Source organism: Micromonospora sp. WMMA1949, from assembly GCF_027460145.1.
Classification (GTDB): domain Bacteria; phylum Actinomycetota; class Actinomycetes; order Mycobacteriales; family Micromonosporaceae; genus Micromonospora.
Genome location: NZ_JAPZBG010000001.1, coordinates 1,814,070 through 1,835,643, shown reverse-complemented (window position 1 = coordinate 1,835,643; position 21,574 = coordinate 1,814,070). Strand labels below are relative to the sequence as shown.

Below are 21,574 nucleotides of genomic sequence, written 5' to 3'. Positions count from 1 at the left end.
CTCACCCGGGCCGTAGGCTGGCGGGATGCCCGGTTCGCCGTACACCGATCTGGACCGACCGCCGCTGTCGGCGGCCCGGCTGCGGCGCGCGCTGGTCGCGCCGAACGGGCCCTGGCGACGCTTGGAGCTGCTGGCCGAGACCGGCTCGACGAACGCGGACGCGGTGGCCGCGGCGCGGGCCGGCGAGCCGGAGGGCCTGGTGGTGGTCGCCGAGCGGCAGACCTCCGGGCGGGGGCGGCGGGGCCGCGTCTGGCAGTCGCCGCCGCGCGCCGGTCTCGCCACGAGCGTGCTGCTGCGGCCCGGCGAGGCGGACGCCGAGCGTGGCTGGTCGCCGGTGCCGGTCACCGGGTACGGCTGGCTGCCGCTGCTCGCCGGTGTCGCGCTGGTCGAGGCGGTACGCCTGCTGGCCGAGCTGGACGCGCGGCTGAAATGGCCGAACGACCTGCTGGTGGACGGCGCGAAGTGCGCCGGGGTGCTGGCCGAGGCGGTGCCCGGGGAGAACGACAGGCCGCCCGCGATCGTCGTCGGTGTCGGGCTGAACGTGACGCTGCGCGCCGACGAGCTGCCGGAGAACCCGACCGGGCTGCCGGCCACCTCGCTCCAGCTCGCGGGCGCCACCGCCACCGACCGGGATCCGCTGCTGCGGGCGCTGCTGCGCTCGCTCGCCGACTGGTACGAGCGCTGGCGTGACGCCGGAGGGGACGCGGAGGCCAGTGGGCTGCGTGAGGCGTACCTGGCCGGGTGCGCCACCGTCGGCCGCCAGGTGCGGGTGCTGCTGCCCGACGGCAGCGAGGCGCGCGGGACCGCCACCGGCGTGGACGGCGACGGGCAGCTCCTGGTCGAGACGGGCGCCGAGACGCTGCGGCTGGCGGCAGGAGACGTGCTGCACCTGCGGTGAAAGGAAGGGCCCCTTGTTAACGCCTCCGGTAGAGGAAGGGGCCCCTGTTAACAGACCACGGGCAGCCGTCCGCGCGGCCGATGCCGGGCGGACGCGGCGACCGGTTACGGTCAGCGCGTCCTGTTCTGCGAGGAGGTTCCCCCGTGGCGTTCCCCGAAGACGTGCTCACCGAGGACGAGCACGTCGTGTTGCACCTGCACCCGCACTGGAAGGCCCTGATCCGGCCGGTCCTGGTGCTCGTGCTCGCCGTCGCGGCGGTCGTCGCCGGCTGGCTTCTGCTGCCCGACGGCAGCGGCGGCACGATCGCGCTCTACGCGATCGCCGTGGTCGCCCTGGCGCTGGTGCTGTGGCTGGGCCTGTGGCCGTTTCTGGTCTGGCGCACCACGCACTACCTGTTCACGAATGAGCGCGTCCTGCTCCAGCAGGGGGTGCTGTCGCGCAACCGGCGGGACCTGCCGCTGACCCGGATCAACGACCACGCGATGAACCAGCGCTTCGTGGAGCGGCTGCTCGGCTGCGGCACGCTGACCATCGAGTCGGCGGGTGAGCGCGGCCAGTCGGTGCTGCACGACGTGCCGGGCGTGGACCGGGTGCAGACGAAGCTCTACGAGCTGGTCGAGGCGCACCACGACAAGCACAGCCTGGGTGACGGCGAGATGCGCGAGATCCTGGCCGACATGTCCGAGGGCAAGTCCCTGCGCGACCAGCCCTGACCCGTCCGACAGAGAAGGCCGGCACCCCGGAGAAGGGGTGCCGGCCTTTCGTCGTTCAGCGGCGGGCGCGGCGGGGCTGGAGTTCCGCGGCGAGTTCGGCGTCCAGGTCGGCACCGAGCGCGCCGAGCCCGGCGTCGGCGGGTGCGGGACGGCCCCGCGGTGGCGGGAAGTCGGCCGCCCGTCCGGCGCTCGGCGGCGGTTCCTCCTCCTCCAGCTCGCTCACCGACTCGGCCAGCTCGGCGACCGGGTCCATCTCGGCGACGTTGTCCCACTCGTCACGCGGCACCGAGTGCCAGGTCTCCTCGGCGTGCTTGGGCACCGGCTGGAAGACGAACGTCCGGTAGGACCAGAAGCGGAACAGCGTGGCCAGCAGGACACCGATGGTCTTGGCGACGTTCAGCGCGAGCAGGCCGTGTACGCCGAGGCCGTACTTGGCCAGGGCCAGGACACCGAGTTCGATCAGCAGACCAGCACCGTTGAAAACGAAGAACAGGACGTATTCGCGGCGAAGTGCAGATTTCGGTCGATCGCGGTACGTCCAGTGACGATTCATCAGATACGACGTGATCGTGGCGACAATCGTCGCGATCACTGTCGCCTTCAGCTGGCCGTCGCGGAAAACCGTGAGTGCCAGAGCATTGAACACCGCGTAATTGATGACGGTGTTGATGCCACCGACGATGCCGAATTTGAGCGCCTCGTGGATGAACTTCTGCCAGCGCTCGGGCAGCAGACGGACTCCAGGCATGCGGAACACCTTAGGCAGTTGGCTGGGCCGGCGGGGCCCGGCGGGTCGGGATGGGCGGTTCGTCACGCCCCGGACTCTCGGTCGTGGCTCGTTGCCGGAACGGGAGGTGTTCCCGCCTCGACGAAGACGAACCGTCGGTACGACCAGAACCGGAAGAGCGTTCCCAGGCCGGTGCCGACGATGAAGCTGGCGATGTTGTCGGCCAGGGGGGTCTGGAACACCGCGGGCCAGATCGCGCCCAGCCCGTAGTGGCTGATCGCCAGGCAGGCCACCGCGATGCCGAGGCCGACCGCGTTGAAGAAGAAGAACAGTGCGTACTCGCGTGCCGGGTTCGACCGCTGCCGGTGCCGCCAGGTCCAGAACCGGTTGCCGAGGAAGGCGACGGTCGCGGCGATCACCGTGGAGATGGTCTTCGCGGCCAGGGGCGGCATGTCCCGGCCGCTGGACAGGTAGTTGAAGAGGACGAAGTCCACGACGAAGGCGAAGCCGCCGACGGTGGCGAACTTGCTCAACTCGTGGATGAGGTGACCGAAACGGTCGCGCAGTGCTCCGATCGGACCCCGACGGGTCTGCGGAGCGCCCGGTTGGTCTCCGGTCATCGTCGCGGCCACCCGCCGAGAGTACCGGTTGTCCGGTATCCGGGCGGACTCCAACGGCGAGTCGGCCACGACGCGGTCGCCGCGGCCGTCGCCGTCGGGCCACCCGCCTCGGGGAGGCCTCGCCCGTTCTCGATATCCGTGAGCAGAGCGTAACGCGCTGTGCGAATCTGTGGAGCGCATCACGGAATCGTCTTTCACGACATGTTCGTACGCTTCCCCGGATCGGACGTCACGGTCACTCCGGGGCCGGACCCGGCCGTCGAAGGTTCACCGCAGGATTTGCGTGAAACTGCGCGCGAAAGCGGGTATCAGATCGTGATGCCGCAGCGTGGCCGTACCTTGTGCAGTTCTTCACAACCAGTCCCACTGACTGACGAGGCAGTCCGGTTTACGCTGAGCCCAATCCCAGGTTTCCACGAGGCGGCGTACCAGCCCGCCGGAACTCGTGCACCCCATAGATCGGTCAGCGTCGACCACAAGGAGAAGTGACATGGTTGCTCCGGCTGCTGTTCGGGGTATCGATCAGGCCCCGACGTCCCACCCCAAGCTGCTGGCCTGGGTACGTGAGGTCGCGGAACTGACCACCCCCGACCGCGTGGTCTGGGTGGACGGGTCTGATGAGGAGTGGCGCCGCCTCACCGACGAACTCGTCGAGAACGGCACCCTGATCCGACTGAATCCCGAGAAGAAGCCCAACTCGTTCTACGCGCGTACCGACCCCACGGACGTCGCCCGGGTGGAGGAGCGCACCTTCATCTGCTCCGTCGACGAGGCGGACGCCGGCCCCACCAACAACTGGATGGCGCCGGCCGAGATGAAGCGGACGATGACGGAGCTGTACCGCGGCAGCATGCGCGGGCGCACCATGTACGTCATCCCGTTCTGCATGGGGCCCATCGAGGCCGAGAACCCCATGTTCGGCGTGGAGATCACCGACAGCCCGTACGTCGTCGCCTCGATGCGGATCATGACCCGGATGGGGTCGTCGATCCTGGAGGCGATGGGCGACGACGCCGACTTCGTGCACGCGCTGCACTCCATCGGCGCGCCGCTCGCGCCGGGTGAGCAGGACGTGGCGTGGCCGTGCAACGAGACCAAGTACATCTCGCACTTCCCGGAGACCCGGGAGATCTGGTCCTACGGCTCCGGCTACGGCGGCAACTCGCTGCTCGGCAAGAAGTGCTACTCGCTGCGTATCGCCAGCGTGATGGGGCGCGACGAGGGCTGGCTGGCCGAGCACATGCTGATCCTCAAGATCACCTCGCCGGAGGGCAAGGTCTACCACATCGCCGGTGCCTTCCCGTCGGCCTGCGGCAAGACCAACCTCGCCATGCTGGAGCCGACCATCCCGGGCTGGAAGGTCGAGACCATCGGCGACGACATCGCCTGGATGCGGTTCGGCCAGGACGGCCGCCTCTACGCGATCAACCCCGAGTACGGCCTGTTCGGCGTCGCGCCCGGCACCGACTGGAAGACCAACGCGAACGCCATGCGGACGCTGGACCGGGGCAACTCCATCTTCACCAACGTGGCGCTGACCGACGACGGCGACATCTGGTGGGAGGGCATGGGTGAGCCGCCGGCGCACCTGATCGACTGGAAGGGCAACGACTGGACGCCGGAGAGCGAGAACCTCTCCTCGCACGCGAACAGCCGTTTCTGCACCCCGATCACGCAGTGCCCGATCCTGGCCGACGACTACTACGACCCCAACGGCGTGCCGATCGACGCGATCCTGTTCGGTGGCCGTCGCCGGGACACCATCCCGCTGGTCACCGAGGCGCGCGACTGGGTGCACGGCGTCTACATGGGCGCCACGCTCTCCTCGGAGACGACCGCCGCCGCCTCTGGCGCGGTCGGCGTGGTCCGCCGCGACCCGATGGCCATGCTGCCGTTCATCGGCTACAACGCCGGCGACTACTTCCGGCACTGGATCGAGATGGGCAAGGGCACGGACGGCGACGAGTCCAAGCTGCCCAAGATCTACTACGTGAACTGGTTCCGCAAGGACGCCGAGGGCAACTTCCTCTGGCCGGGCTTCGGCGAGAACTCCCGCGTGCTCAAGTGGGTCATCGAGCGGCTGGAGGGCCGGGCCGAGGCCGTGGAGACGCCGATCGGCATGGTCCCGGCGCAGGACGCGCTCGACGTCGAGGGCCTGGACATGACCCCGGAGGACGTCCGGATCGCGCTGAAGGTCGACGCGGACGAGTGGCGCAACGAGCTGCCGCTGGTCAACGAGTGGTTCGAGAAGTTCGGGGACAAGCTCCCCGGCGTGCTCTGGGCCGAGCTGGACGCGCTGCGCGCCCGCCTCGACGCGGAGCCGCAGAAGTAACAGGTGTGCCGGTTGCCCGAGCCGGGCACCATCGGATGCCATGAGGACGGCCGCTGAACCTGTCGAGGTCCGGCGGCCGTCCGCCGTCCGGGCGCTCACCACGCTGCTCGCCGTGACCGCGGCGGCCACCGTCGTGGTCGAGCTGCTCAACTACTGGTACGCCCCGGAGCAGGAGTTCGGTCTGGCCGTACGCACCGGCTGGGCGATGCTCCGGTCGCTCGGCTTCCTGCTGCTGATCGGCCACGTGAACAAGGGCCGGGTGGGCGCCCGGCCGTTCGGGCTGATCCTGGCGGTGACCACGGTCTTCGCGGTCGGACGGCTGATCGTGCCCCGGCAGGGGGTGCCCGCACTGCCCGGGCTGGTCGGGTTCGCCGTGCTCACCGCGCTCTGCGTCGCCGTGGTGGTGCTGCTGTACCGCTCCGAGGCGATCCGCGCCCACCTGGTCCGGCACCGCAAGGGCCTGGTCGTCGAGGGCGGGACGATCGCCTGGCGGGAGATGGCGCCGAAGCGCCCGCAGGCGAACGGCTGGCTGCTCACCGCCCGGGTCGCGGCGTTCACCTACAGCCCGCTGATGCTGGTGCCGGCGCTGGTGGCGACCGGTGCCGTGCTGGACGGACGGCTGGCCGCCGTACCGGCAGTGATCTTCTGGTTCGGCGCGGGCATCGCGGTCAGCTACGCCGTGCTGTTCTGCACCGCCTTCCTGCTGCGCGACAAGGCGTGGGCGCGGAAGGCCCTGGTGGTCGTGACCCTCGGCGTCCTCGCGATCGACCTGCCGCTGTGCTGGTGGCTGCTCGGCACCGACGGCCTGATCCGCGACGGCGCCCCCCTGGTCACGGCCGCCGCCCTCACCCTCTGGTCCCTGCACCGAGCCACCCGCACCCGCACCCCCACCCCACCCCGTTGACCATGAAGTTGGCGGCGATTTCGATCTCCGTTGATGCCGTCAACCTCATGATCGTCGCCCGGGGCGGGGCGCGGCGGGGCAGGATGAGGGGGTGTGGGACGTGGTGGTGGTGGGGGCGGGGCCCGCTGGGGCCGCCGCGGCGCTCGGTGCGCGGCGGGCCGGGGCCGCGCGGGTGCTGCTGCTCGACCGGTCCGACTTCCCCCGCGACAAGGCGTGCGGGGACGGCATCGCCGCGCACGCGCTGGACGTCCTCGCCGAGCTGGGCGTGACCGGGGCGGTCGACGGCTACGCACCGCTGCCCGCGCTGCGCCTGGTCGGCCCCGGCGGCGGCACCGTCGCCCGGACGCTGCCGCGGCCCGCGTACACGGTGCCCCGCCAGGTGTTCGACGCACGCCTGGTGGCGGCGGCGGTCGCGGCCGGTGCGGAGTTGCGGCGGCACACGGTACGCCGGGTGGAGATCGCCGCCGACCGGGTGCTGCTCGACGGAAAGCTGTCCGCGCGGGCGGTGGTCGGCGCGGACGGCGCCGGATCGGTGGTACGCCGCGCGCTCGGCCACCCGGTCAACCCGGACCGGCACCTGGCCCTCGCCATCCGGGGCTACGCGCCCGCCCCGGCCGGGCCGCCCGAACAGCTCATCGTCACGTCGGCGGCGCGCTGGCCCGCGTACGCCTGGGCCTTTCCGATCGGCGACGGTCGCGCGAACGTCGGGTACGGGGAGGTGCTGCGCGGCGAGCCGCTGACCCGCGCGCACCTGCTGGCCCGGATGGCCGTGCTGCTCCCCGACGTCGACCCGGCCACGGTGACCGACCTGCGGGCGCACCACCTGCCGCTGTCCACCCACCGCCCGGCGCCCGGCCGGGGACGGGTGCTGCTGGCCGGGGACGCGCTGTCGCTGATCAACCCGTTCACCGGCGAGGGCATCTTCTACGCGCTGCGCTCGGGTGCGCTCGCCGGCGCGGCGGCGGCCGGCCACCCGGCCGGGGCCGCCCGGGCGTACGCCGCCGCGCTGCGCGCCCGGCTCGGCACCCACCTGCGGCACAGCTCGGTGGCGGCGTGGCTGGCCCGTCGGCGCCGGGTGGTCGACGCGGCGGTCGGCGCGGCCGGGCGGGACGAGCGCGTCTACCGCACGGTGGTGGAGCTGGGACTCGGCGACGGCCGGCTGGACGCGCGCACCCTGATGGCGATCGGCGCGGACCTGCCACGACCGCGCCGGACCGGCACACCCTCAGGTGATATGCCACCGAGACACTGATCTCTCCCGCGGGTCGCTACCCTGCAAGGTGATGACTCTGCGGAAACTCCTCTACTCCGTGTACGAGCGCCGGCTGACGGCGAAGCTCGCGGGCAAGCCCGTACCCGCACACGTCGGCGTGATGTGCGACGGCAACCGCAGATGGGCCCGGGAGATGGGCTTCGTCGACCCGAACGACGGCCACCGGATGGGCGCCGAACGGATCAAGGAGCTGCTCCGCTGGTGCGACGCGGCCGGCGTCGGGCACGTCACGCTCTGGCTGCTCTCCACCGACAACCTCTCCCGCCCGGCCGCCGAGCTGGACCCGCTGCTCCAGATCATCGAGGACCTCACCACCGAGCTGGCCGAGGAGGGCAACCCCTGGCGGCTGCGGATGGTCGGTGCGCTCGACGTACTGCCGGCGCAGCACGCCGCCGCGCTCAAGGCCGCCGAGGAACGCACCCGCGACCGCGACGGCGGGGCTCAGGTCAACATCGCGGTCGGGTACGGCGGCCGGCGCGAGATCGCCGACGCGGTCCGCTCGCTGCTGGTGGAGCACGCGGCGAGCGGCGGCACGATCGAGGAGCTGGCCACCTCGCTCGACGTCGACCACATCTCCGAGCACCTGTACACGAAGGGGCTGCCGGACCCGGATCTGATCATCCGGACCAGCGGCGAGCAGCGGCTCTCCGGTTTCATGCTCTGGCAGAGCGCGCACTCGGAGTTCTACTTCTGCGAGCTGAACTGGCCCGACTTCCGCAAGGTCGACTTCCTGCGTGCCCTGCGCTCCTACGCCACCCGCCAGCGCCGCTTCGGCACCTGACCCCCTCGCCACGCCCCCCCGCCCCGCCCCGCCCCGCCCCGGCGATCTTGCACTTTCGGCCCCGAGGGCGCGGCTTATGCCCCCTTTTGCCGGGGCGGCAAGTGCAAGATCGCGGAGAGGTCGGGCCTCGGGGGCGGGGCCGGGGGCGTCAGCGGAGGTGGGGGAGGGCGGCGGTGAGGAAGTCGGCCAGGGCCGCGGGGGAGTCCAGCGTCAGGTCGGCGGCGTCGGCCACCTCGTGACCCGTCTCCGGGTTGGCGACCGCGACGCAGACACCGATGAAGTCGGGATCGTCGGCGGCGCGGGCGCGCAGCGCGGCGAACGCCTTGATGTCGGAGACGTCGTCACCGAAGTACCAGGCGCCACCGGCGTCCCGGACCGTCTCGCCGATCACCATGCCCTTGTCCCGGTCGACTGGGGGCTTCAGTTCCAGCACCATCCGGCCCGGCTGGGCGCGCAGGCCCAGCCGCTCGGCCTGGGCCCGGCCCCACTCCTGCACCAGGTCGCCGAGCTGCGGGGCGGTACGCCAGTGCAGCGCGACGGAGAGCCGCTTGTATTCGACCAGTGCGCCGGGCGGCAGCTCGGCACGGGCCTGCTCGGCCAGCTCGGACATGGTCGGCACCCACGGCAGGGCGGCCGGCTCGGTGACCGTCTCGCCGCCGGAGTGGCTGTGCTCCAGGCCGTAGAGCCCGTACAGGTCGATGCCGGCGAGGCCGCCGAGGTGGTCGCGGAGGAAGTCCACCGGGCGGGCGGAGACGATGGCGATCCGGCGGACGTGCGGGGCGAGCGCCTCCAGCGCGGTGAGCACGTTGGGCGCGGGCCGTACGGCCGTGGGGTCGTCGTCGACTGGCGCCAAGGTGCCGTCGAAGTCGAAGAAGAGGACGACGTCACCCGCGCGGGCGGCGGTCGCACGCCAGGCGTGCTCCGCGTTCAGCGGGGTCTTCGGCTGCTGGTTGCCCAGATTCAACGGCGGCACGCGCGTCAGCGTACCCCGCGCCGGGCGGCGTATTCGTGGCCGAGATGTGACGTCGGAACGTCGGGGATCAGCGTTCGGCGGCTCCTCGTCCCCGGCGACCGAACGGCACCACGGCCGCCTCCTGCCCGTGGCTGAGCAGGTAGCCCTCCACGAAGCCGGTGTTGCGGTCGCCGGTGTGCGCCTCGATCTCGTTGAGCCGCGCCACCAGGAACTCGGTGAGCGCGCTGACCCGGTCGTTGAGCCGATCGTGCAGCTCGGCGACGACGGCGAGGATGACCGCGGTGCCGGCCGTGGTGAGCGCGAAAAGGTTGACGACCAGGGGAAGCTGCCCGCCGTCCAGTACGCCGACCACCACGTTGCCGGTCACGCACGATGTCAGCGACACCACCGCGACCACGACTGCCAACCATTTCAGGGTCATGGACAGACCCCTCCTTCTGTCCCGCAGGGCTGGGTTCGGCTGTATCCCGTCCCCCCGCCGATGACGAGCCCTCAGCAGTACAAACGTGGACGCTAGCGGGTCCGATCCGTCCCCGAGGCGAAACGATCGGGTCTGACCTTCCGTTCTTTCGCCATCTGAGGAACTACCCGGCCTGTTTACCCCTATTTCGGACACCGCCCGGCAAGGTTGGGCGGTATGCGAGGTAACGAATGGTTTCTCGAATGTGGAACTTCTCCGCGTCGGACACGCTCGGGTCGACCAGCCGGCGCAGCAGCGCCTCCACGTCCGGGTCCATCGGGGGCGGTGTCGGCGCGGTACGCGGCCCGGCGGCCCGGTCCCAGCCGAGTGCGGTGAACGCGGCTGCCGGGTCGAGGCCCAGCCCTTCGCAGAAGGCGACCACCCGTTCCGCCTCGGGGTCGCTGGCCCAGTCGCCGCGTACCCATCGGTTGATGGTCTGGCGGGAGACGCCGGTGCGCCGGGAGACCTCGGTGCCGCTCCAGGCCCGCAGCGCGCGGGCGTCGTCGAGCGCGCGCCGGACGAAGGTGGCGAACGCGATCTTCCGTGCGTTGGTCGTCTCGGTCACCCCGTGACGGTACGGCCAGTCGGTCCCGAGAGGCTGGCTCGGCACGCTGCTGTCACGCCGACGTGACGATGGTCCGGAGTTTCCGGTAAACGATTGAGTGCTGCTCCTGAGGGGTGTCACCCGGGCAGAATAGATGGACGCCAGTACGGCGGCAACGGCCTGAAAAGCTGATACTGTCACGCTCATGAGACAACTTACGGTGTGTCACGTGCTTGAGACGACGAGTGCTCACATGCGTCACTCCGCGGGTGCCGAGGGGGTTTCGTGACCGAGCTCGCGACCCGCGCCCAGGCCTTCGGGCTGATCGCGGACGGAGTCTCCGCCGGGCTGAGCGCCCCCTGGCGTCTCTACCTCGCCCGCGGGTGCCGGTACCTCTCGCTCAGCGTCGGCGACCGGGGGGAGTGGGACGCCTGGCGGACCCACCTCGGCTGCCCCGAGCTGAGCGTGCGCGTCTACGACTCCGGCGGGGAGATCCGCCGGTCGTCGGTGGCCGAGGTGATCCTCGACGGTTGCCGGATCAGCGTCGAGCTGGTCGAGGAGGTCAGCACCGACGACCTGGAGCGGCTGCTCGTGGCCGACCCACTCACCGGGACGGACGAGCGATGACCCCCTTTCTCGCCGTGGTGCTCGTCCTGGTGCTCGGGTCGACCTGCTACGCGGCCGGTCGCCTGCACGGCCAGCTCAGCTACCGCATCGGCTACCGGTTCGGCTACCGCCAGGGCTACTTCGACGGCGACCGGGGCGCCTGGAACCGCCGCCGCCGGGACGCCCAGGCGGCGATCGCCTCCGCGCTGTCCGGTCCCAGCCCCACGGTGGTGACCTCGGCCGGGCGCTCGGCCGTGCCGTTCGCCGGCACCTCCGTACCCGCGGCGGTCGCGGCCCGGCCCGGCTCCGCCCCGGCCGTGCGGGTCACCGCCACCGCCCAGCTCGGCGCCGTGGGCCGGGTGGGCACCACGTACACCGGATCGTCCTTCGGCGCGGCCGGCGCCGGCCCCCGGGCCGGCACGCTGGTGCGCCGGCAGGGCTGAGGCCCGCGCCGCGACGCGGCGCGCAGTGGACGACCGGCCGGGGTGCGCGCAGGGGGCATGCATCCCGGCCGGTTCCGGTGCGCCGGTCACTCGAACGGGTGTACGTCCGGCGACGACCGCACGATGATCCACGCGCGCCTCTAGCCGCGCGGCCCCGCGGCGATTAGCGTCTAGGCATGGCACGGGGTTTTCCCGGGCCATCCGGACAGCCCGGACCTGCGTCCTCGCGCACGGGGCCCGCATCCGACCCCGTGTCCTCCGGGCACCGGAAGAGGCGGAACTCGGGTGGCCGGGTGCCCATCCGCGGAGCAGGCCTGTGACCACTCGCCGTACCCCCGCCGGAGCCGAGCAGACCCCGGCCTCGACCGCCCCGACCCGCCGGACCACCCGCAGCCGCCGTGGCGCCGCCGCGGAGGCCGAGGAGCCCCGACCAGCCGGACCGGCCTTCGTCCTGGACACCTCGGTTCTGCTGTCCGACCCGGCGGCGTTCCACCGCTTCGCCGAGCACGAGGTGGTGTTGCCGCTGGTGGTCATCTCCGAGCTGGAGGGCAAGCGGCACCATCCCGAGCTGGGCTGGTTCGCCCGTCAGTCGCTGCGCATGCTGGACGAGCTACGCGTGCGCCACGGCCGGCTGGACCGTCCGGTGCCGGCCAACGACCAGGGCGGCACGCTGCGGGTGGAGCTGAACCACACCGACGACGGGGTGCTGCCGCCCGGGTTCCGCAACGAGTCCAACGACGCGCGCATCCTGTCGGTGGCGCTCAACCTGGCCGCCGAGGGGCGCGAGGTGACGCTCGTCAGCAAGGACATGCCGCTGCGGGTGAAGGCGGCCTCGGTGGGCCTGCGCGCCGACGAGTACCGGCACGGCCAGGCCAGCGACCCGACCTGGACCGGAATGGCCGAACTGGACCTGGCCGAGGAGGAGATCGGCCGGCTGTACGCGGGGGAGGCGCTCGACGTCGACGCGGCGGCGGGCCTGCCCTGCCACACCGGCCTGGTGCTGCACTCGGGACGCGGCTCGGCGCTGGGCCGGGTGCTGCCGGACAAGACGATCCGCCTGGTCCGGGGCGACCGGGAGGCGTTCGGTGTGCACGGACGCTCGGCGGAGCAGCGGGTCGCGCTCGACCTGCTGCTGGACGAGTCGATCGGCATCGTGTCGCTGGGTGGACGGGCCGGCACCGGCAAGTCCGCGCTGGCGCTCTGCGCCGGCCTGGAGGCGGTGATGGAGCGGCGCCGGCACAAGAAGGTGATCGTGTTCCGTCCCCTGTACGCGGTCGGTGGCCAGGAACTCGGCTACCTGCCCGGGTCGGAGTCGGAGAAGATGTCGCCCTGGGCGCAGGCCGTCTTCGACACGCTCGGCGCGGTGGTGCACGAGAACGTGCTGGAGGAGGTCACCTCGCGCGGGCTGCTGGAGGTGCTGCCGCTGACCCACATCCGCGGCCGGAGCCTGCACGACGCGTTCGTCATCGTGGACGAGGCGCAGTCGCTGGAGCGGGGCGTCCTGCTGACCGTGCTGTCCCGGATCGGTCAGGGGTCGCGGGTGGTACTCACCCACGACGTGGCCCAGCGGGACAATCTGCGGGTCGGCCGGCACGACGGGGTGACGGCGGTGATCGAGGCGTTGAAGGGGCATCCCCTCTTCGCGCACGTCACGCTCAGCCGATCGGAGCGTTCTCCGATCGCCGCTATGGTCACCGATCTGCTGGAGGACATCCCCGGCTGACTGCCGCTTTTGCCATACTTTGTCCGCATTTTTAGGGTGACGCAGATCACTTTTACGCCCGACCATTTCCCACCGGCCTCACTGTGCGCAATGGTGTCCATCGAGCGTCACCTACCACTCGGGAGCCGGACACGGCCCGGAGTCACACCGGTACCGGTGCGCTCACGGCACCCGGCGTGACCCGAACCCGGCCATGCGCGTGCCGTGTCCCTGCCCCCGACGAAGGGAAACTTCGTGAGTCGGCTCTGGAGCCGGTTCGGCGCCCGTACGGCCGCTGTCGCGCTGCTCTCCGTGGGCGTCGCCGGCGGCTTCTATCTGGGTGAGGATCGACAGACCCAGCAGCAGGGCCTGACCGCGCAGGTCGGCCTGGAGGTCGACCAGGCGGAGTACGCGTACCAGCGTGACCGGCTGTCCGACCACCGCGTGGACTCGTCCCGGCAGCGTGCCGCCGAGTACCAGGCGAAGCTGCGTGCCGCCGCGGCGGCGAAGGAGGCCGCCGAGCGGGCCAAGAAGGCCGAGGCGGCCGCCGCCACCCGCAAGAAGGAGCGGGCCGCGGCCGAGGAGGAGGCGGAGGCCAAGGTCAAGCCGTACAACGGCCCGATCCCGTCCTCGTGCGCGGAGTACAGCGGCAACCGGAAGGTCGGTTGCGCCATCATGCTCGACAAGGGCTTCGGCATCGACCAGTTCCCCTGTCTGGACAAGCTCTGGACCAAGGAGAGCGGCTGGAACCCGAAGGCTTCCAACAGCTCCTCCGGGGCGTACGGCATCCCGCAGGCCGTGCCGGGCAGCAAGATGGCCTCGGTGGCCGACGACTGGAAGACCAACCCGGCGACCCAGATCACGTGGGGGCTCGGCTACATCAAGGGCCGGTACGACACCCCCTGCGGCGCCTGGCAGAAGTCGCAGAGTTCGGGCTGGTACTGACATCACGACGACGGCGGGACGCACGGGGAGACCCGGTGTCCCGCCGTCGTCGTATCGGCCCTCGACTGGCGGCCTGCCACTTTTGCTGATAGCTCTTGGTAGGTGACCTGGCCCGACAGCCTCCGCGGCGGCGACCCCCACCGGTTCGGCACCGATGCGTTCTACGCGGCGCTCGGCCGCGCCTTCGTCGCCATGTGCGCGGTCGTGCCGGTGCTGTTCCTCATCGAGGCGCTCGACGTCGGCCTGCGGCTCGGCCTGGACTACACCGCCGGCATCATCCCGCAGCGGATCCAGGGCCTCGACGGCGTCTTCTTCTCACCATTCCTGCACGCCGGCTGGAACCACCTCTACAGCAACAGCATCCCGCTGATCCTGCTGGGCACGTTCGTGCTCGCCGCGGGCACCCGCCGGTTCCTCTGGTCGACCGGGGTCATCATCCTGGTCAGCGGTCTGGGCGTCTGGTTCACCGGGTCGCCGAACTCGGTGGTGGTGGGCGCCAGCGGCGTGATCTTCGGATACCTCGGCATCCTGCTCACCCGGGGCGTCGTCGAGCGGAGCTGGTGGAACTTCGCCGTCGGCCTGCTCGTCGGATTGCTCTACGGCTGGCAACTGCTCGGCATCCTCCCCACCGACGAGCGCGTCTCCTGGCAGGGCCACCTGTTCGGGCTGCTCGGCGGCGTCGTGGCGGCGATCCTGTTCCGCCGCCGCAGGGACACCGACGACGCCGACCGCCTCGGCTCACCGAGGATGACGCTGCCCTGACGGCGCGTTGATCAGACCCCGGGACATGCTTGCCCGCGGCCACCCGCCCGCCTACCGTTTCCGCATCAGCGTGGGTTGATCCCGAAGCGGAAAGTGACGGTGAGCCATGCGCGAGGTCGATGTCGCCGTGATCGGGGCCGGTCCTGCCGGGCTCTTCGCCGCCTACTACGCCGGTTTCCGCGGACTCTCCGTGGCCGTGATCGACGCGCTGCCCGAGCCGGGCGGCCAGGTCACCGCGATGTACCCGGAGAAGCTGATCCTCGACGTCGCCGGCTTCCCCGCGATCAAGGGCCGCGAGCTGGTCGCGAACCTGGTCGCCCAGGCGGCGCCGTTCCACCCCGACTACGTGCTCGGCGTACGCGCGGAGAAGCTGTCCTACCTCGACGGCCGGCCGGTGCTGGGCCTTGCGGGCGGCGAGCAGTTCAGCTGCGGCGCGGTGGTGGTCACCGGCGGGCTCGGCAGCTTCACGCCCCGGCCGCTACCGGTCGCGGAGAGCTTCACCGGCGGCGGGATCGTCTACTTCGTGCCGCAGCCGGCCGAGCTGACCGACCGGCACGTGCTCATCGTCGGCGGCGGCGACTCGGCGTTCGACTGGGCCGCCACGCTCGCCCCGCTGGCCCGGTCGGTGACGCTCGTGCACCGGCGCGACCGCTTCCGGGCACACGCCGCCACCATCGAGCGCGTCCGCGCGCTGCCGGTGCGGATCGTCGTCAACGCCGAGGTGAGCCGGCTGTACGGCGAGGAGACCGTCACCGGCGCCGAGCTGACCGTACGCGGCGGCGAGGTGGAGACGCTGCCGGTGGACACGGTGGTGGCCGCGCTCGGCTTCACCGCCGACCTCGGCCCGCTCGCCGAGTGGGGGCTGAACATCGACCGGCGGCACATCGTGGTGGACAGCGCGATGGCCACCAACCTGCCCCGGGTGTTCGCCGCCGGCGACATCACCGAATATCCGGGCAAGGTCCGCCTGATCGCCACCGGCTTCGGCGAGGCCGCCACGGCTGTGAACAACGCGGCTGTCGTCATCGACCCGACCGCGCACCTGTTCCCCGGTCACTCCTCCGACGGCACCTGACGCCGACCGGCCTCAGGGCAGGCCGATGAGGTCCGCCATCAGGCCGATCTGGTGGTCGAAGTACTCGTCGCGGTGCGGCAGCGCCCGGTTGATCCGGCCGAACAGCTCGAAGCTGATCAGCCCGAACAGCTGGGTCCAGCCGGCCATGCCGCGGGCCAGCAGCGCGGGTGGCACGTCCATGCCGATCTGCTCGACCAGTTCGGTCACGTCGCCGCGTAGCGGCTCGGGCAGTTCCTCGCCGGGCGGGGCGAGTCGGCCGGCGGCCAGTCCGTCGCGCAGGATGCCGATCAGGGTCACCGGTGGACGCTGGGCCGGCGCGACCGTCTCGTCGGGGGCGGCGTACCCGGGCACCGGGCTGCCGTAGAGCAGCGCGTACTCGGCGGGGTGAGCCAGCGCCCAGGCGCGGGCGGCCCGGCAGACGGCGAGCCAGCGTCCGCGCAGGTCGGCCGGGTCGGCGCCGGCGTCGGCCGCCTCCACCGCGTCGCCGAGCGCGTCGTACGCCTCGAGGATCAGCGCGGTGAGCAGGTCGTCGCGGCTGGGGAAGTAGCGGTAGATCGCCGAGGAGACCATGCCGAGGTCGCGGGCCACCGCGCGCAGGGAGAGGTTCGCGCCGTCGGTGTCCAGGTGTCGGCGGGCCACCGTCTTGATCTCTTCGATCATCCCGGCGCGGACCCGGGCGCGGAGCGAGGGAGCGACCATGCCCTCACTCTGCCACGGATGAGAGCAGCAATCAAAAGAGAGAGCACTGCTCTTGACGGTGTCGCCCGCATGAGTCATGCTCTGTTTCGAGAGCGGTGCTCTCGCTTCGGACAACTGCTTCAGCAAAGGTGGAACCTGTCATGGCACTGCATGTGATCGTCGGCGCCGGTCCCGTCGGCACCGCCACCGCCCGCCTCCTCGCCGAGCGCGGCGAGCGCGTGCGCGTGGTGACCCGGCGCGGCACCGGCCCCGAGCACCCGGCGATCGAGCGGGTGGCCGCCGACGCCGCCGACGCGGACCGGCTCGCCGCGCTCGCCGAGGGCGCAGACGCGCTCTACAACTGCGCCAACCCGGAGTACCACACGTGGCAGACGGACTGGCCGCCGCTCGCAGCCGCCCTGCTCACCGCCGCCGAGCGCAGCGGCGCCGTGCTCGCCACAGTCGGCAACCTCTACGGGTACGGCCCGGTCGACGCACCGATGACCGAGGCCACCCCGCTCGCCGCCACCGGCGTCAAGGGCCGGGTCCGCAACCGGATGTGGGCCGACGCCCTGGACGCCCACCGCGCCGGCCGGGCCCGGATCACCGAGGTACGCGGATCCGACTACATCGGCCTCGGCGGCAAGTCGCTGCCCATGATGGTGCTGCCCAAGGTGCTCGCCGGGCGGCGGGTGTTCCTGCCGGTCGCCTGGGACGCGCCGCACACCTGGACGTACGTGGGAGACGTCGCCCGTACCCTCGTGGCCGCCGCCACCGACCCGCGGGCCTGGGGACGGGCCTGGCACGTGCCGAGCGCGCCCCCGATGTCCATGCGGGCGCTCGCCGACCGGGCGGCGGAGCGGGCCGGGGCGCCGGCACCCCGGCTGACCCGGATGCCCCACCCGGTGCTCTGGCTCGGTGGCCTGGCCGACCCGTTCGCCCGGGAGATGCGGGAGACCGCGCACCAGTTCGCCCGGCCGTTCGTGATGGACTCCACCGCCGCCAGCGAGACGTTCGGGATCGAGGGAACGCCGCTGGACCGGGTCGTCGACGAGATGGTCACCGGCCTGCGCGCCGCCGCGCCCGCCGCCGCCCGTTAGGGGCGGCGGGCCGGGCCGAAGGCGGCGACGAGCACGGCGACCATGGTCAGCGCCGCGCCGAGCAGCGTGTCCAGCCCGGGGTGCGAGGCGGCGGTCGGCAGCACCAGGTCCAGCAGCACGGCGCCGACGATCTGCCCGGCGATCGTGGCCAGGCCGAGCAGCAGCACCCCGGTGAACCGGACGAGGGCGGCGGCCAGCGCGATGAACACGATGCCGAGCGGGCCGCCGAGGTAGAGCCACGGCTCGTCCGGGAACGCGCCGGCCGGTCGGCCGCGTACCGCCAGGTCCACCGCGAAGGTCACGAGCAGTGCCGCCGTGCCGACTGTGAAGTTCACGAGCGTGGCGGTCATGGCGCTGCCCGCGGCCGCCCGGACCCGCCCGTTCACCGCCTGCTGCCAGGCGATGCCCACCCCGGCCGCCAGCGGCAGCAGGGCCAGCGCCAGCGCCTGCGGGTCACCGAGGCGGTCGCCCACCGCCAGCAGGACGGCGAGCACGGTGAGCACCGCACCGATCAGCCGGTTCGGGGTGACCGGCTGACGGCCGGCCGGGCCGATGCCGGCCCGGTCGACGAGCAGGCTGCTGCCGGACTGCCCGGCCACCACCGCGACGGTGAAGACCGCCACGCCGAGCGCGCCGATGGTCAGCCCCTGCGTCGCCACCAGGAACGCGCCGCACACGCCGCCCAGGCACTGCCACGGGCGCAGCGAGCCGGCGCGCAACGCACCCCGCAGGGCGGCCAGTCCCCGCCGTCCACCGGGGGTGGCGGGGACCAGCACCAGCAGGATCAGCAGACCCACACCGAACGAGACCACCGCGGCGGCGATCCCGTCGGCCAGGCGTACGCCCAGCTCGCCGTTGATCCGGGACTGGACGGCGACCATCACGCCCGAGGCGGTGGCCAACCCGACACCGGCGACACGTCGCCCGGTCGACAGCGTCGGCGGTGCCGGTGGTGCCGCCGTCCCGGCTCGGCTCACTCCTGCTCGGCCAGCGGGCGGCCGTCGAAGTCGACGGCCGAGTAGAGGGCGAGCTTCTCCAGACGGTGGTACGAGTCGATCACCCGGATCGTGCCGCTCTTGGAACGCATCACGATCGACTGCGTGTACGCCCCGCCCGAGCGGTAGCGCACGCCGCGCAGCAGGTCGCCGGAGGTGACGCCGGTGGCCACGAAGAAGCAGTTGTCGCCGGTGACCAGGTCGTCGGTGAACAGCACCCGGTCCAGGTCGTGCCCGGCGTCCAGCGCCTTGCGGCGCTCGTCGTCGTCCTTCGGCCAGAGCTTGGCCTGCATCATGCCGCCCATGCACTTGAGCGCGCAGGCGGCGGTGATGCCCTCCGGGGTCCCGCCGATGCCCATCAGCACGTCCACGTCCGACTCGCCGCGGGCCGCCGCGATGGCACCGGCGATGTCGCCGTCGGAGATGAACCGGATCCCCGCGCCGGTACGCCGGATCTGCTTGACCAGGTCGTCGTGACGTGACCGGTCCAGCACGCACACGGTCACCTCGGCGGCGTCGGTGCCCTTGACCTTGGCGATCCGGTTGATGTTCTCGGCCACGCCGGCGTTGATGTCCACCACGTCGGCGTACATCGGGCCGACCGCCAGCTTCTCCATGTAGAAGACCGCGCTCGGGTCGAACATCGCGCCGCGCTCGGCCACCGCGAGCACCGCCAGCGCGTTCGGCATGCCCTTGCTCATCAGCGTGGTGCCGTCGATCGGGTCGACCGCCACGTCCACCTCGGGGCCGGTCCCGTCGCCGACCTCCTCGCCGTTGAACAGCATCGGGGCGTTGTCCTTCTCGCCCTCGCCGATCACCACGACGCCGCGCATCGGAATCGAGTTGATCAGCTTGCGCATGGCGTCGACCGCTGCGCCGTCGCCGCCCTCCTTGTCGCCCCGGCCGACCCAGCGGCCGGCGGCCATCGCCGCGGCCTCGGTCACCCGGACCAGATCGAGGGCGAGGTTGCGGTCGAGATCCTGGGGCGTCCGCGTACTGGTGGTTGTCATGGCGGCCTCCTCGCGACGTTGCGGGGTGGGACCGGCGGCCACCGCCGCCGGTTTTGTCGCTGATCCTCACACGATCTCAGGTTCGCCGTCCCGGCGGGGCGGAGGAGGCCAGGATCACGTCCCCCGGTGGGCTGCGACAATGGCCGGGTGGAAGCCGCACAGCCTGCCGACCGCACACCCACCGACGCCACCCCGCCGGAGGGACAGCCGCCGGTCCGACCGGACGGCGGCCCGACCCCGCCCGAGGGGCAGCCCGCGCTCGTCGCGGACCGGGGCGAGCCGGCCTTCGTGGCGGACACCCCCGCGCCGCCCGCCGGCAAGGAGAAGGCCCGGTCCGAGCGGTCGCCGAAGGACATGGCGCTGTCCCTGCTGATCCTGCTGGTCCCGATCGCGCTGCTGCTCGCCTTCTACCGCGGCTTCCTCGGCGGCGACTCGCCGGTGACCGTCGACCCGGCGCCCGCGCTGGAGCAGGCCCGCTCCGCGAACGTGTTCCCGGTCAGCGAACCGACCGGGCTGGGTGACGACTGGCGTACGGTGAACGCCCGCTTCCGCACCGAGGCGGACGGTTCGACGCTGCGGATCGGGTACGTGACCCCGGAGGGCCGGGGCGCGCAGCTCGTGGAGAGCAACGTCCCGGCGGAGAAGCTGCTGCCCGCGGAGCTGACCGAGGGACAGCCGCAGGGCGCGGCCGACCTGCCCGACGGGCTGAGCTGGCAGCGCTACACGGCGCGTGGCAACGAGCAGGCACTCGTCCTGCTGGAGCCGGACCGCACCGTGATCGTGGTCGGTGACGCGGGCGAGACGGAGCTGCGCAAGCTCGCCGCGTCGCTGCGCTGACGTCCTCCCTCCGGGTGAGGCGGGATTGCGGAACCCCGCTTCCGGGAACAGAAGGGACATCGAGCCCGGACGACCCACCTGGAGAGGTTGACGTGAAGATTCGACGCTTCAGCGCCACCGCGTTCGCCGCGGCGCTGCTCATTCCCGGCCTGGCGGCCTGCAACGGCGACGCGACGACCTCCGGCGCCTCCGCGACCCCGAGTGCCTCCGGCAGCGTCGCACCGAGCGCCACGGCGTCCAGCAGCGCGGCCAAGCAGGCTCTGCTCGACTCCACGAACGCGATCCGCGAGGGCAACTTCAAGTTCACCATGACCGGCGCGGGCTCCACCGCCGAAGGGCAGGTGCACGAGCCGAGCCAGAGCGCCGACATGCGGATGACCATCGGCGACCCGGCGTCGGACCTGATGATGAAGCTGGACCTCATCCACGCCAAGCCGGACAGCTGGGTCAAGCTGGAACTCGGCGGCTCGGCGGCCGCGCAGATCCCCGGCGTGAAGAACCTGAACACCGGCAAGTACCACCACCTCGACCAGAACCGGATCAAGGGCAACCGGTCGCTGGGCTTCGACTTCGAGAAGCTCGACCCGGCCGGCAGCGCCGTCCTCACCCAGGGCATCACCGAGGTACGGCAGACCGGCGAGGGCGCGTACGAGGGCACCGTCGACGTGTCGAAGGCCGCCGAGGCGGGTTCGCTCGACCCGGCCGTGATCACCGCGCTCGGGGCGCAGGCCCAGTCGGTGCCGTTCACCGCCAAGGTCGACACGCAGGGCCGGCTCAGCGAGATGGTGCTCAAGATCCCGGCCGCCGGCCAGAACGCCGCGCAGGATCTGAAGATCACCTACACCGACTACGGCAACGCGGCCCCGGCCCAGAAGCCCTCGGCGGACCAGGTCGTGGAGGCCCCCGCCGAGCTGTACAACCTGTTCAACTGACCTCTGCGGTGGGGTTCGGCGCGATCGCCGAACCCCACCGTCAGTCCTCGGTACGCTGCCGCGCGGCGTCGATGCGGGCGCGGGCGCCGTCCAGCCAGCGCTGGCACACCCCGGCGAGCTGCTCGCCGCGCTCCCAGAGGGCCAGCGACTCCTCCAGCGAGGTGCCGCCCGCCTCCAGCTTCTCCACCACCGAGGCCAGCTCGGCGCGGGCCTGCTCGTAGCTGAGCTGTTCGTCCTGCTTCGTCCCGGTCATGTCCCTCATCC

General features: G+C 71.9%; 24 protein-coding genes and 1 pseudogene. 15 read left to right on the top strand and 10 right to left on the bottom strand.

Annotation, left to right across the window (positions count from 1 at the left end):
• The first annotated feature begins 25 nt into the window (after window positions 1-25).
• Window positions 26-898: a biotin--[acetyl-CoA-carboxylase] ligase gene (locus O7607_RS08340; protein WP_269702193.1), complete on the top strand. Its 873-nt coding sequence runs from the start codon at window positions 26-28 to the stop codon at window positions 896-898.
• A gap of 143 nt (window positions 899-1,041) precedes the next feature.
• Complete coding sequence (locus O7607_RS08335; RefSeq protein ID WP_269702191.1) at window positions 1,042-1,611, top strand: PH domain-containing protein; 570 nt, start codon at window positions 1,042-1,044, stop codon at window positions 1,609-1,611.
• 55 nt (window positions 1,612-1,666) lie between these two features.
• Here the strand turns inward: O7607_RS08335 and O7607_RS08330 are convergent, their stop codons facing one another.
• The 3 genes and pseudogenes from O7607_RS08330 to O7607_RS30460 all read right to left on the bottom strand — a co-directional run.
• The gene (locus tag O7607_RS08330; RefSeq protein WP_269702190.1) at window positions 1,667-2,359 is read right to left on the bottom strand and encodes a GtrA family protein; all 693 of its coding nucleotides are present in this window, start codon (window positions 2,357-2,359) and stop codon (window positions 1,667-1,669) included.
• A 62-nt stretch (window positions 2,360-2,421) separates the two neighbouring features.
• The gene (locus tag O7607_RS08325) at window positions 2,422-2,958 is read right to left on the bottom strand and encodes a GtrA family protein (protein ID WP_332367328.1); all 537 of its coding nucleotides are present in this window, start codon (window positions 2,956-2,958) and stop codon (window positions 2,422-2,424) included.
• A 258-nt stretch (window positions 2,959-3,216) separates the two neighbouring features.
• Window positions 3,217-3,313, bottom strand: a pseudogene (locus O7607_RS30460) (GtrA family protein); the annotation flags it as partial.
• 135 nt (window positions 3,314-3,448) lie between these two features.
• On the opposite strand from O7607_RS30460, the gene O7607_RS08320 reads away from it, so the two are divergent.
• The 4 genes from O7607_RS08320 to O7607_RS08305 all read left to right on the top strand — a co-directional run bounded on the left by O7607_RS08320 (window position 3,449) and on the right by O7607_RS08305 (window position 8,248).
• Window positions 3,449-5,290: a phosphoenolpyruvate carboxykinase (GTP) gene (locus O7607_RS08320; RefSeq protein ID WP_269702188.1), complete on the top strand. Its 1,842-nt coding sequence runs from the start codon at window positions 3,449-3,451 to the stop codon at window positions 5,288-5,290.
• 40 nt (window positions 5,291-5,330) lie between these two features.
• Complete coding sequence (locus O7607_RS08315; RefSeq protein ID WP_269702186.1) at window positions 5,331-6,194, top strand: hypothetical protein; 864 nt, start codon at window positions 5,331-5,333, stop codon at window positions 6,192-6,194.
• A gap of 91 nt (window positions 6,195-6,285) precedes the next feature.
• Window positions 6,286-7,446, top strand: coding sequence for a geranylgeranyl reductase family protein (locus O7607_RS08310; protein WP_269702185.1), 1,161 nt, complete (start codon window positions 6,286-6,288; stop codon window positions 7,444-7,446).
• Between the two features lie 31 nt (window positions 7,447-7,477).
• Entirely contained in the window at window positions 7,478-8,248 is a 771-nt protein-coding gene (locus O7607_RS08305) for an isoprenyl transferase (RefSeq protein WP_269702184.1), read from the top strand.
• A gap of 148 nt (window positions 8,249-8,396) precedes the next feature.
• On the opposite strand, the gene otsB is transcribed toward O7607_RS08305, so the two are convergent.
• The 3 genes from otsB to O7607_RS08290 form a co-directional block, all read right to left on the bottom strand.
• A complete protein-coding gene (otsB, locus tag O7607_RS08300) occupies window positions 8,397-9,221 on the bottom strand; it encodes a trehalose-phosphatase (RefSeq protein ID WP_269702183.1) in 825 nt (274 codons plus the stop codon).
• A gap of 67 nt (window positions 9,222-9,288) precedes the next feature.
• Entirely contained in the window at window positions 9,289-9,642 is a 354-nt protein-coding gene (locus O7607_RS08295) for a hypothetical protein (RefSeq protein WP_013284062.1), read from the bottom strand.
• 163 nt (window positions 9,643-9,805) lie between these two features.
• Window positions 9,806-10,246, bottom strand: a complete 441-nt coding sequence (locus O7607_RS08290) for an XRE family transcriptional regulator (RefSeq protein ID WP_269702182.1) — start codon at window positions 10,244-10,246, stop codon at window positions 9,806-9,808.
• A gap of 264 nt (window positions 10,247-10,510) precedes the next feature.
• Between O7607_RS08290 and O7607_RS08285 the strand changes: the two genes are divergently transcribed.
• The 6 genes from O7607_RS08285 to O7607_RS08260 all read left to right on the top strand — a co-directional run bounded on the left by O7607_RS08285 (window position 10,511) and on the right by O7607_RS08260 (window position 15,758).
• On the top strand, window positions 10,511-10,852 hold the full coding sequence (locus O7607_RS08285) for a hypothetical protein (protein WP_269702181.1): 342 nt from the start codon (window positions 10,511-10,513) through the stop codon (window positions 10,850-10,852).
• Window positions 10,849-11,274, top strand: a complete 426-nt coding sequence (locus O7607_RS08280; RefSeq protein WP_269702180.1) for a hypothetical protein — start codon at window positions 10,849-10,851, stop codon at window positions 11,272-11,274. The genes O7607_RS08285 and O7607_RS08280 overlap by 4 nt, the downstream gene beginning before the upstream one ends.
• Before the next feature lie 316 nt (window positions 11,275-11,590).
• Window positions 11,591-12,997: a PhoH family protein gene (locus tag O7607_RS08275; RefSeq protein ID WP_269702179.1), complete on the top strand. Its 1,407-nt coding sequence runs from the start codon at window positions 11,591-11,593 to the stop codon at window positions 12,995-12,997.
• 234 nt (window positions 12,998-13,231) lie between these two features.
• A complete protein-coding gene (locus O7607_RS08270; protein WP_269702178.1) occupies window positions 13,232-13,921 on the top strand; it encodes a transglycosylase SLT domain-containing protein in 690 nt (229 codons plus the stop codon).
• 102 nt (window positions 13,922-14,023) lie between these two features.
• A complete protein-coding gene (locus O7607_RS08265) occupies window positions 14,024-14,683 on the top strand; it encodes a rhomboid family intramembrane serine protease (protein WP_269702177.1) in 660 nt (219 codons plus the stop codon).
• Window positions 14,684-14,789: 106 nt separating this feature from the next.
• The gene (locus tag O7607_RS08260) at window positions 14,790-15,758 is read left to right on the top strand and encodes an NAD(P)/FAD-dependent oxidoreductase (protein ID WP_269702176.1); all 969 of its coding nucleotides are present in this window, start codon (window positions 14,790-14,792) and stop codon (window positions 15,756-15,758) included.
• 12 nt (window positions 15,759-15,770) lie between these two features.
• Here the strand turns inward: O7607_RS08260 and O7607_RS08255 are convergent, their stop codons facing one another.
• Complete coding sequence (locus tag O7607_RS08255; protein WP_269702175.1) at window positions 15,771-16,457, bottom strand: TetR/AcrR family transcriptional regulator; 687 nt, start codon at window positions 16,455-16,457, stop codon at window positions 15,771-15,773.
• Between the two features lie 140 nt (window positions 16,458-16,597).
• Between O7607_RS08255 and O7607_RS08250 the strand changes: the two genes are divergently transcribed.
• The gene (locus tag O7607_RS08250) at window positions 16,598-17,536 is read left to right on the top strand and encodes an NAD-dependent epimerase/dehydratase family protein (RefSeq protein ID WP_269702174.1); all 939 of its coding nucleotides are present in this window, start codon (window positions 16,598-16,600) and stop codon (window positions 17,534-17,536) included.
• Here the strand turns inward: O7607_RS08250 and O7607_RS08245 are convergent.
• Both O7607_RS08245 and glpX read right to left on the bottom strand, forming a co-directional pair.
• The gene (locus O7607_RS08245) at window positions 17,533-18,513 is read right to left on the bottom strand and encodes a DMT family transporter (protein ID WP_442929473.1); all 981 of its coding nucleotides are present in this window, start codon (window positions 18,511-18,513) and stop codon (window positions 17,533-17,535) included. The two genes, O7607_RS08250 and O7607_RS08245, sit on opposite strands and share 4 nt — an antisense overlap.
• On the bottom strand, window positions 18,510-19,541 hold the full coding sequence (glpX, locus tag O7607_RS08240) for a class II fructose-bisphosphatase (protein ID WP_120573972.1): 1,032 nt from the start codon (window positions 19,539-19,541) through the stop codon (window positions 18,510-18,512). The genes O7607_RS08245 and glpX overlap by 4 nt, the downstream gene beginning before the upstream one ends.
• A gap of 147 nt (window positions 19,542-19,688) precedes the next feature.
• Here glpX and O7607_RS08235 point away from each other — a divergent pair, with 147 nt between their 5' ends.
• Together O7607_RS08235 and O7607_RS08230 are read left to right on the top strand one after the other, a co-directional pair.
• A complete protein-coding gene (locus O7607_RS08235; RefSeq protein ID WP_269702173.1) occupies window positions 19,689-20,378 on the top strand; it encodes a DUF4245 domain-containing protein in 690 nt (229 codons plus the stop codon).
• A gap of 92 nt (window positions 20,379-20,470) precedes the next feature.
• Entirely contained in the window at window positions 20,471-21,310 is an 840-nt protein-coding gene (locus O7607_RS08230; protein ID WP_269702172.1) for a hypothetical protein, read from the top strand.
• Window positions 21,311-21,350: 40 nt separating this feature from the next.
• Here the strand turns inward: O7607_RS08230 and O7607_RS08225 are convergent, their stop codons facing one another.
• Complete coding sequence (locus O7607_RS08225; RefSeq protein ID WP_135243344.1) at window positions 21,351-21,563, bottom strand: exodeoxyribonuclease VII small subunit; 213 nt, start codon at window positions 21,561-21,563, stop codon at window positions 21,351-21,353.
• Between the last annotated feature and the right edge of the window lie 11 nt (window positions 21,564-21,574).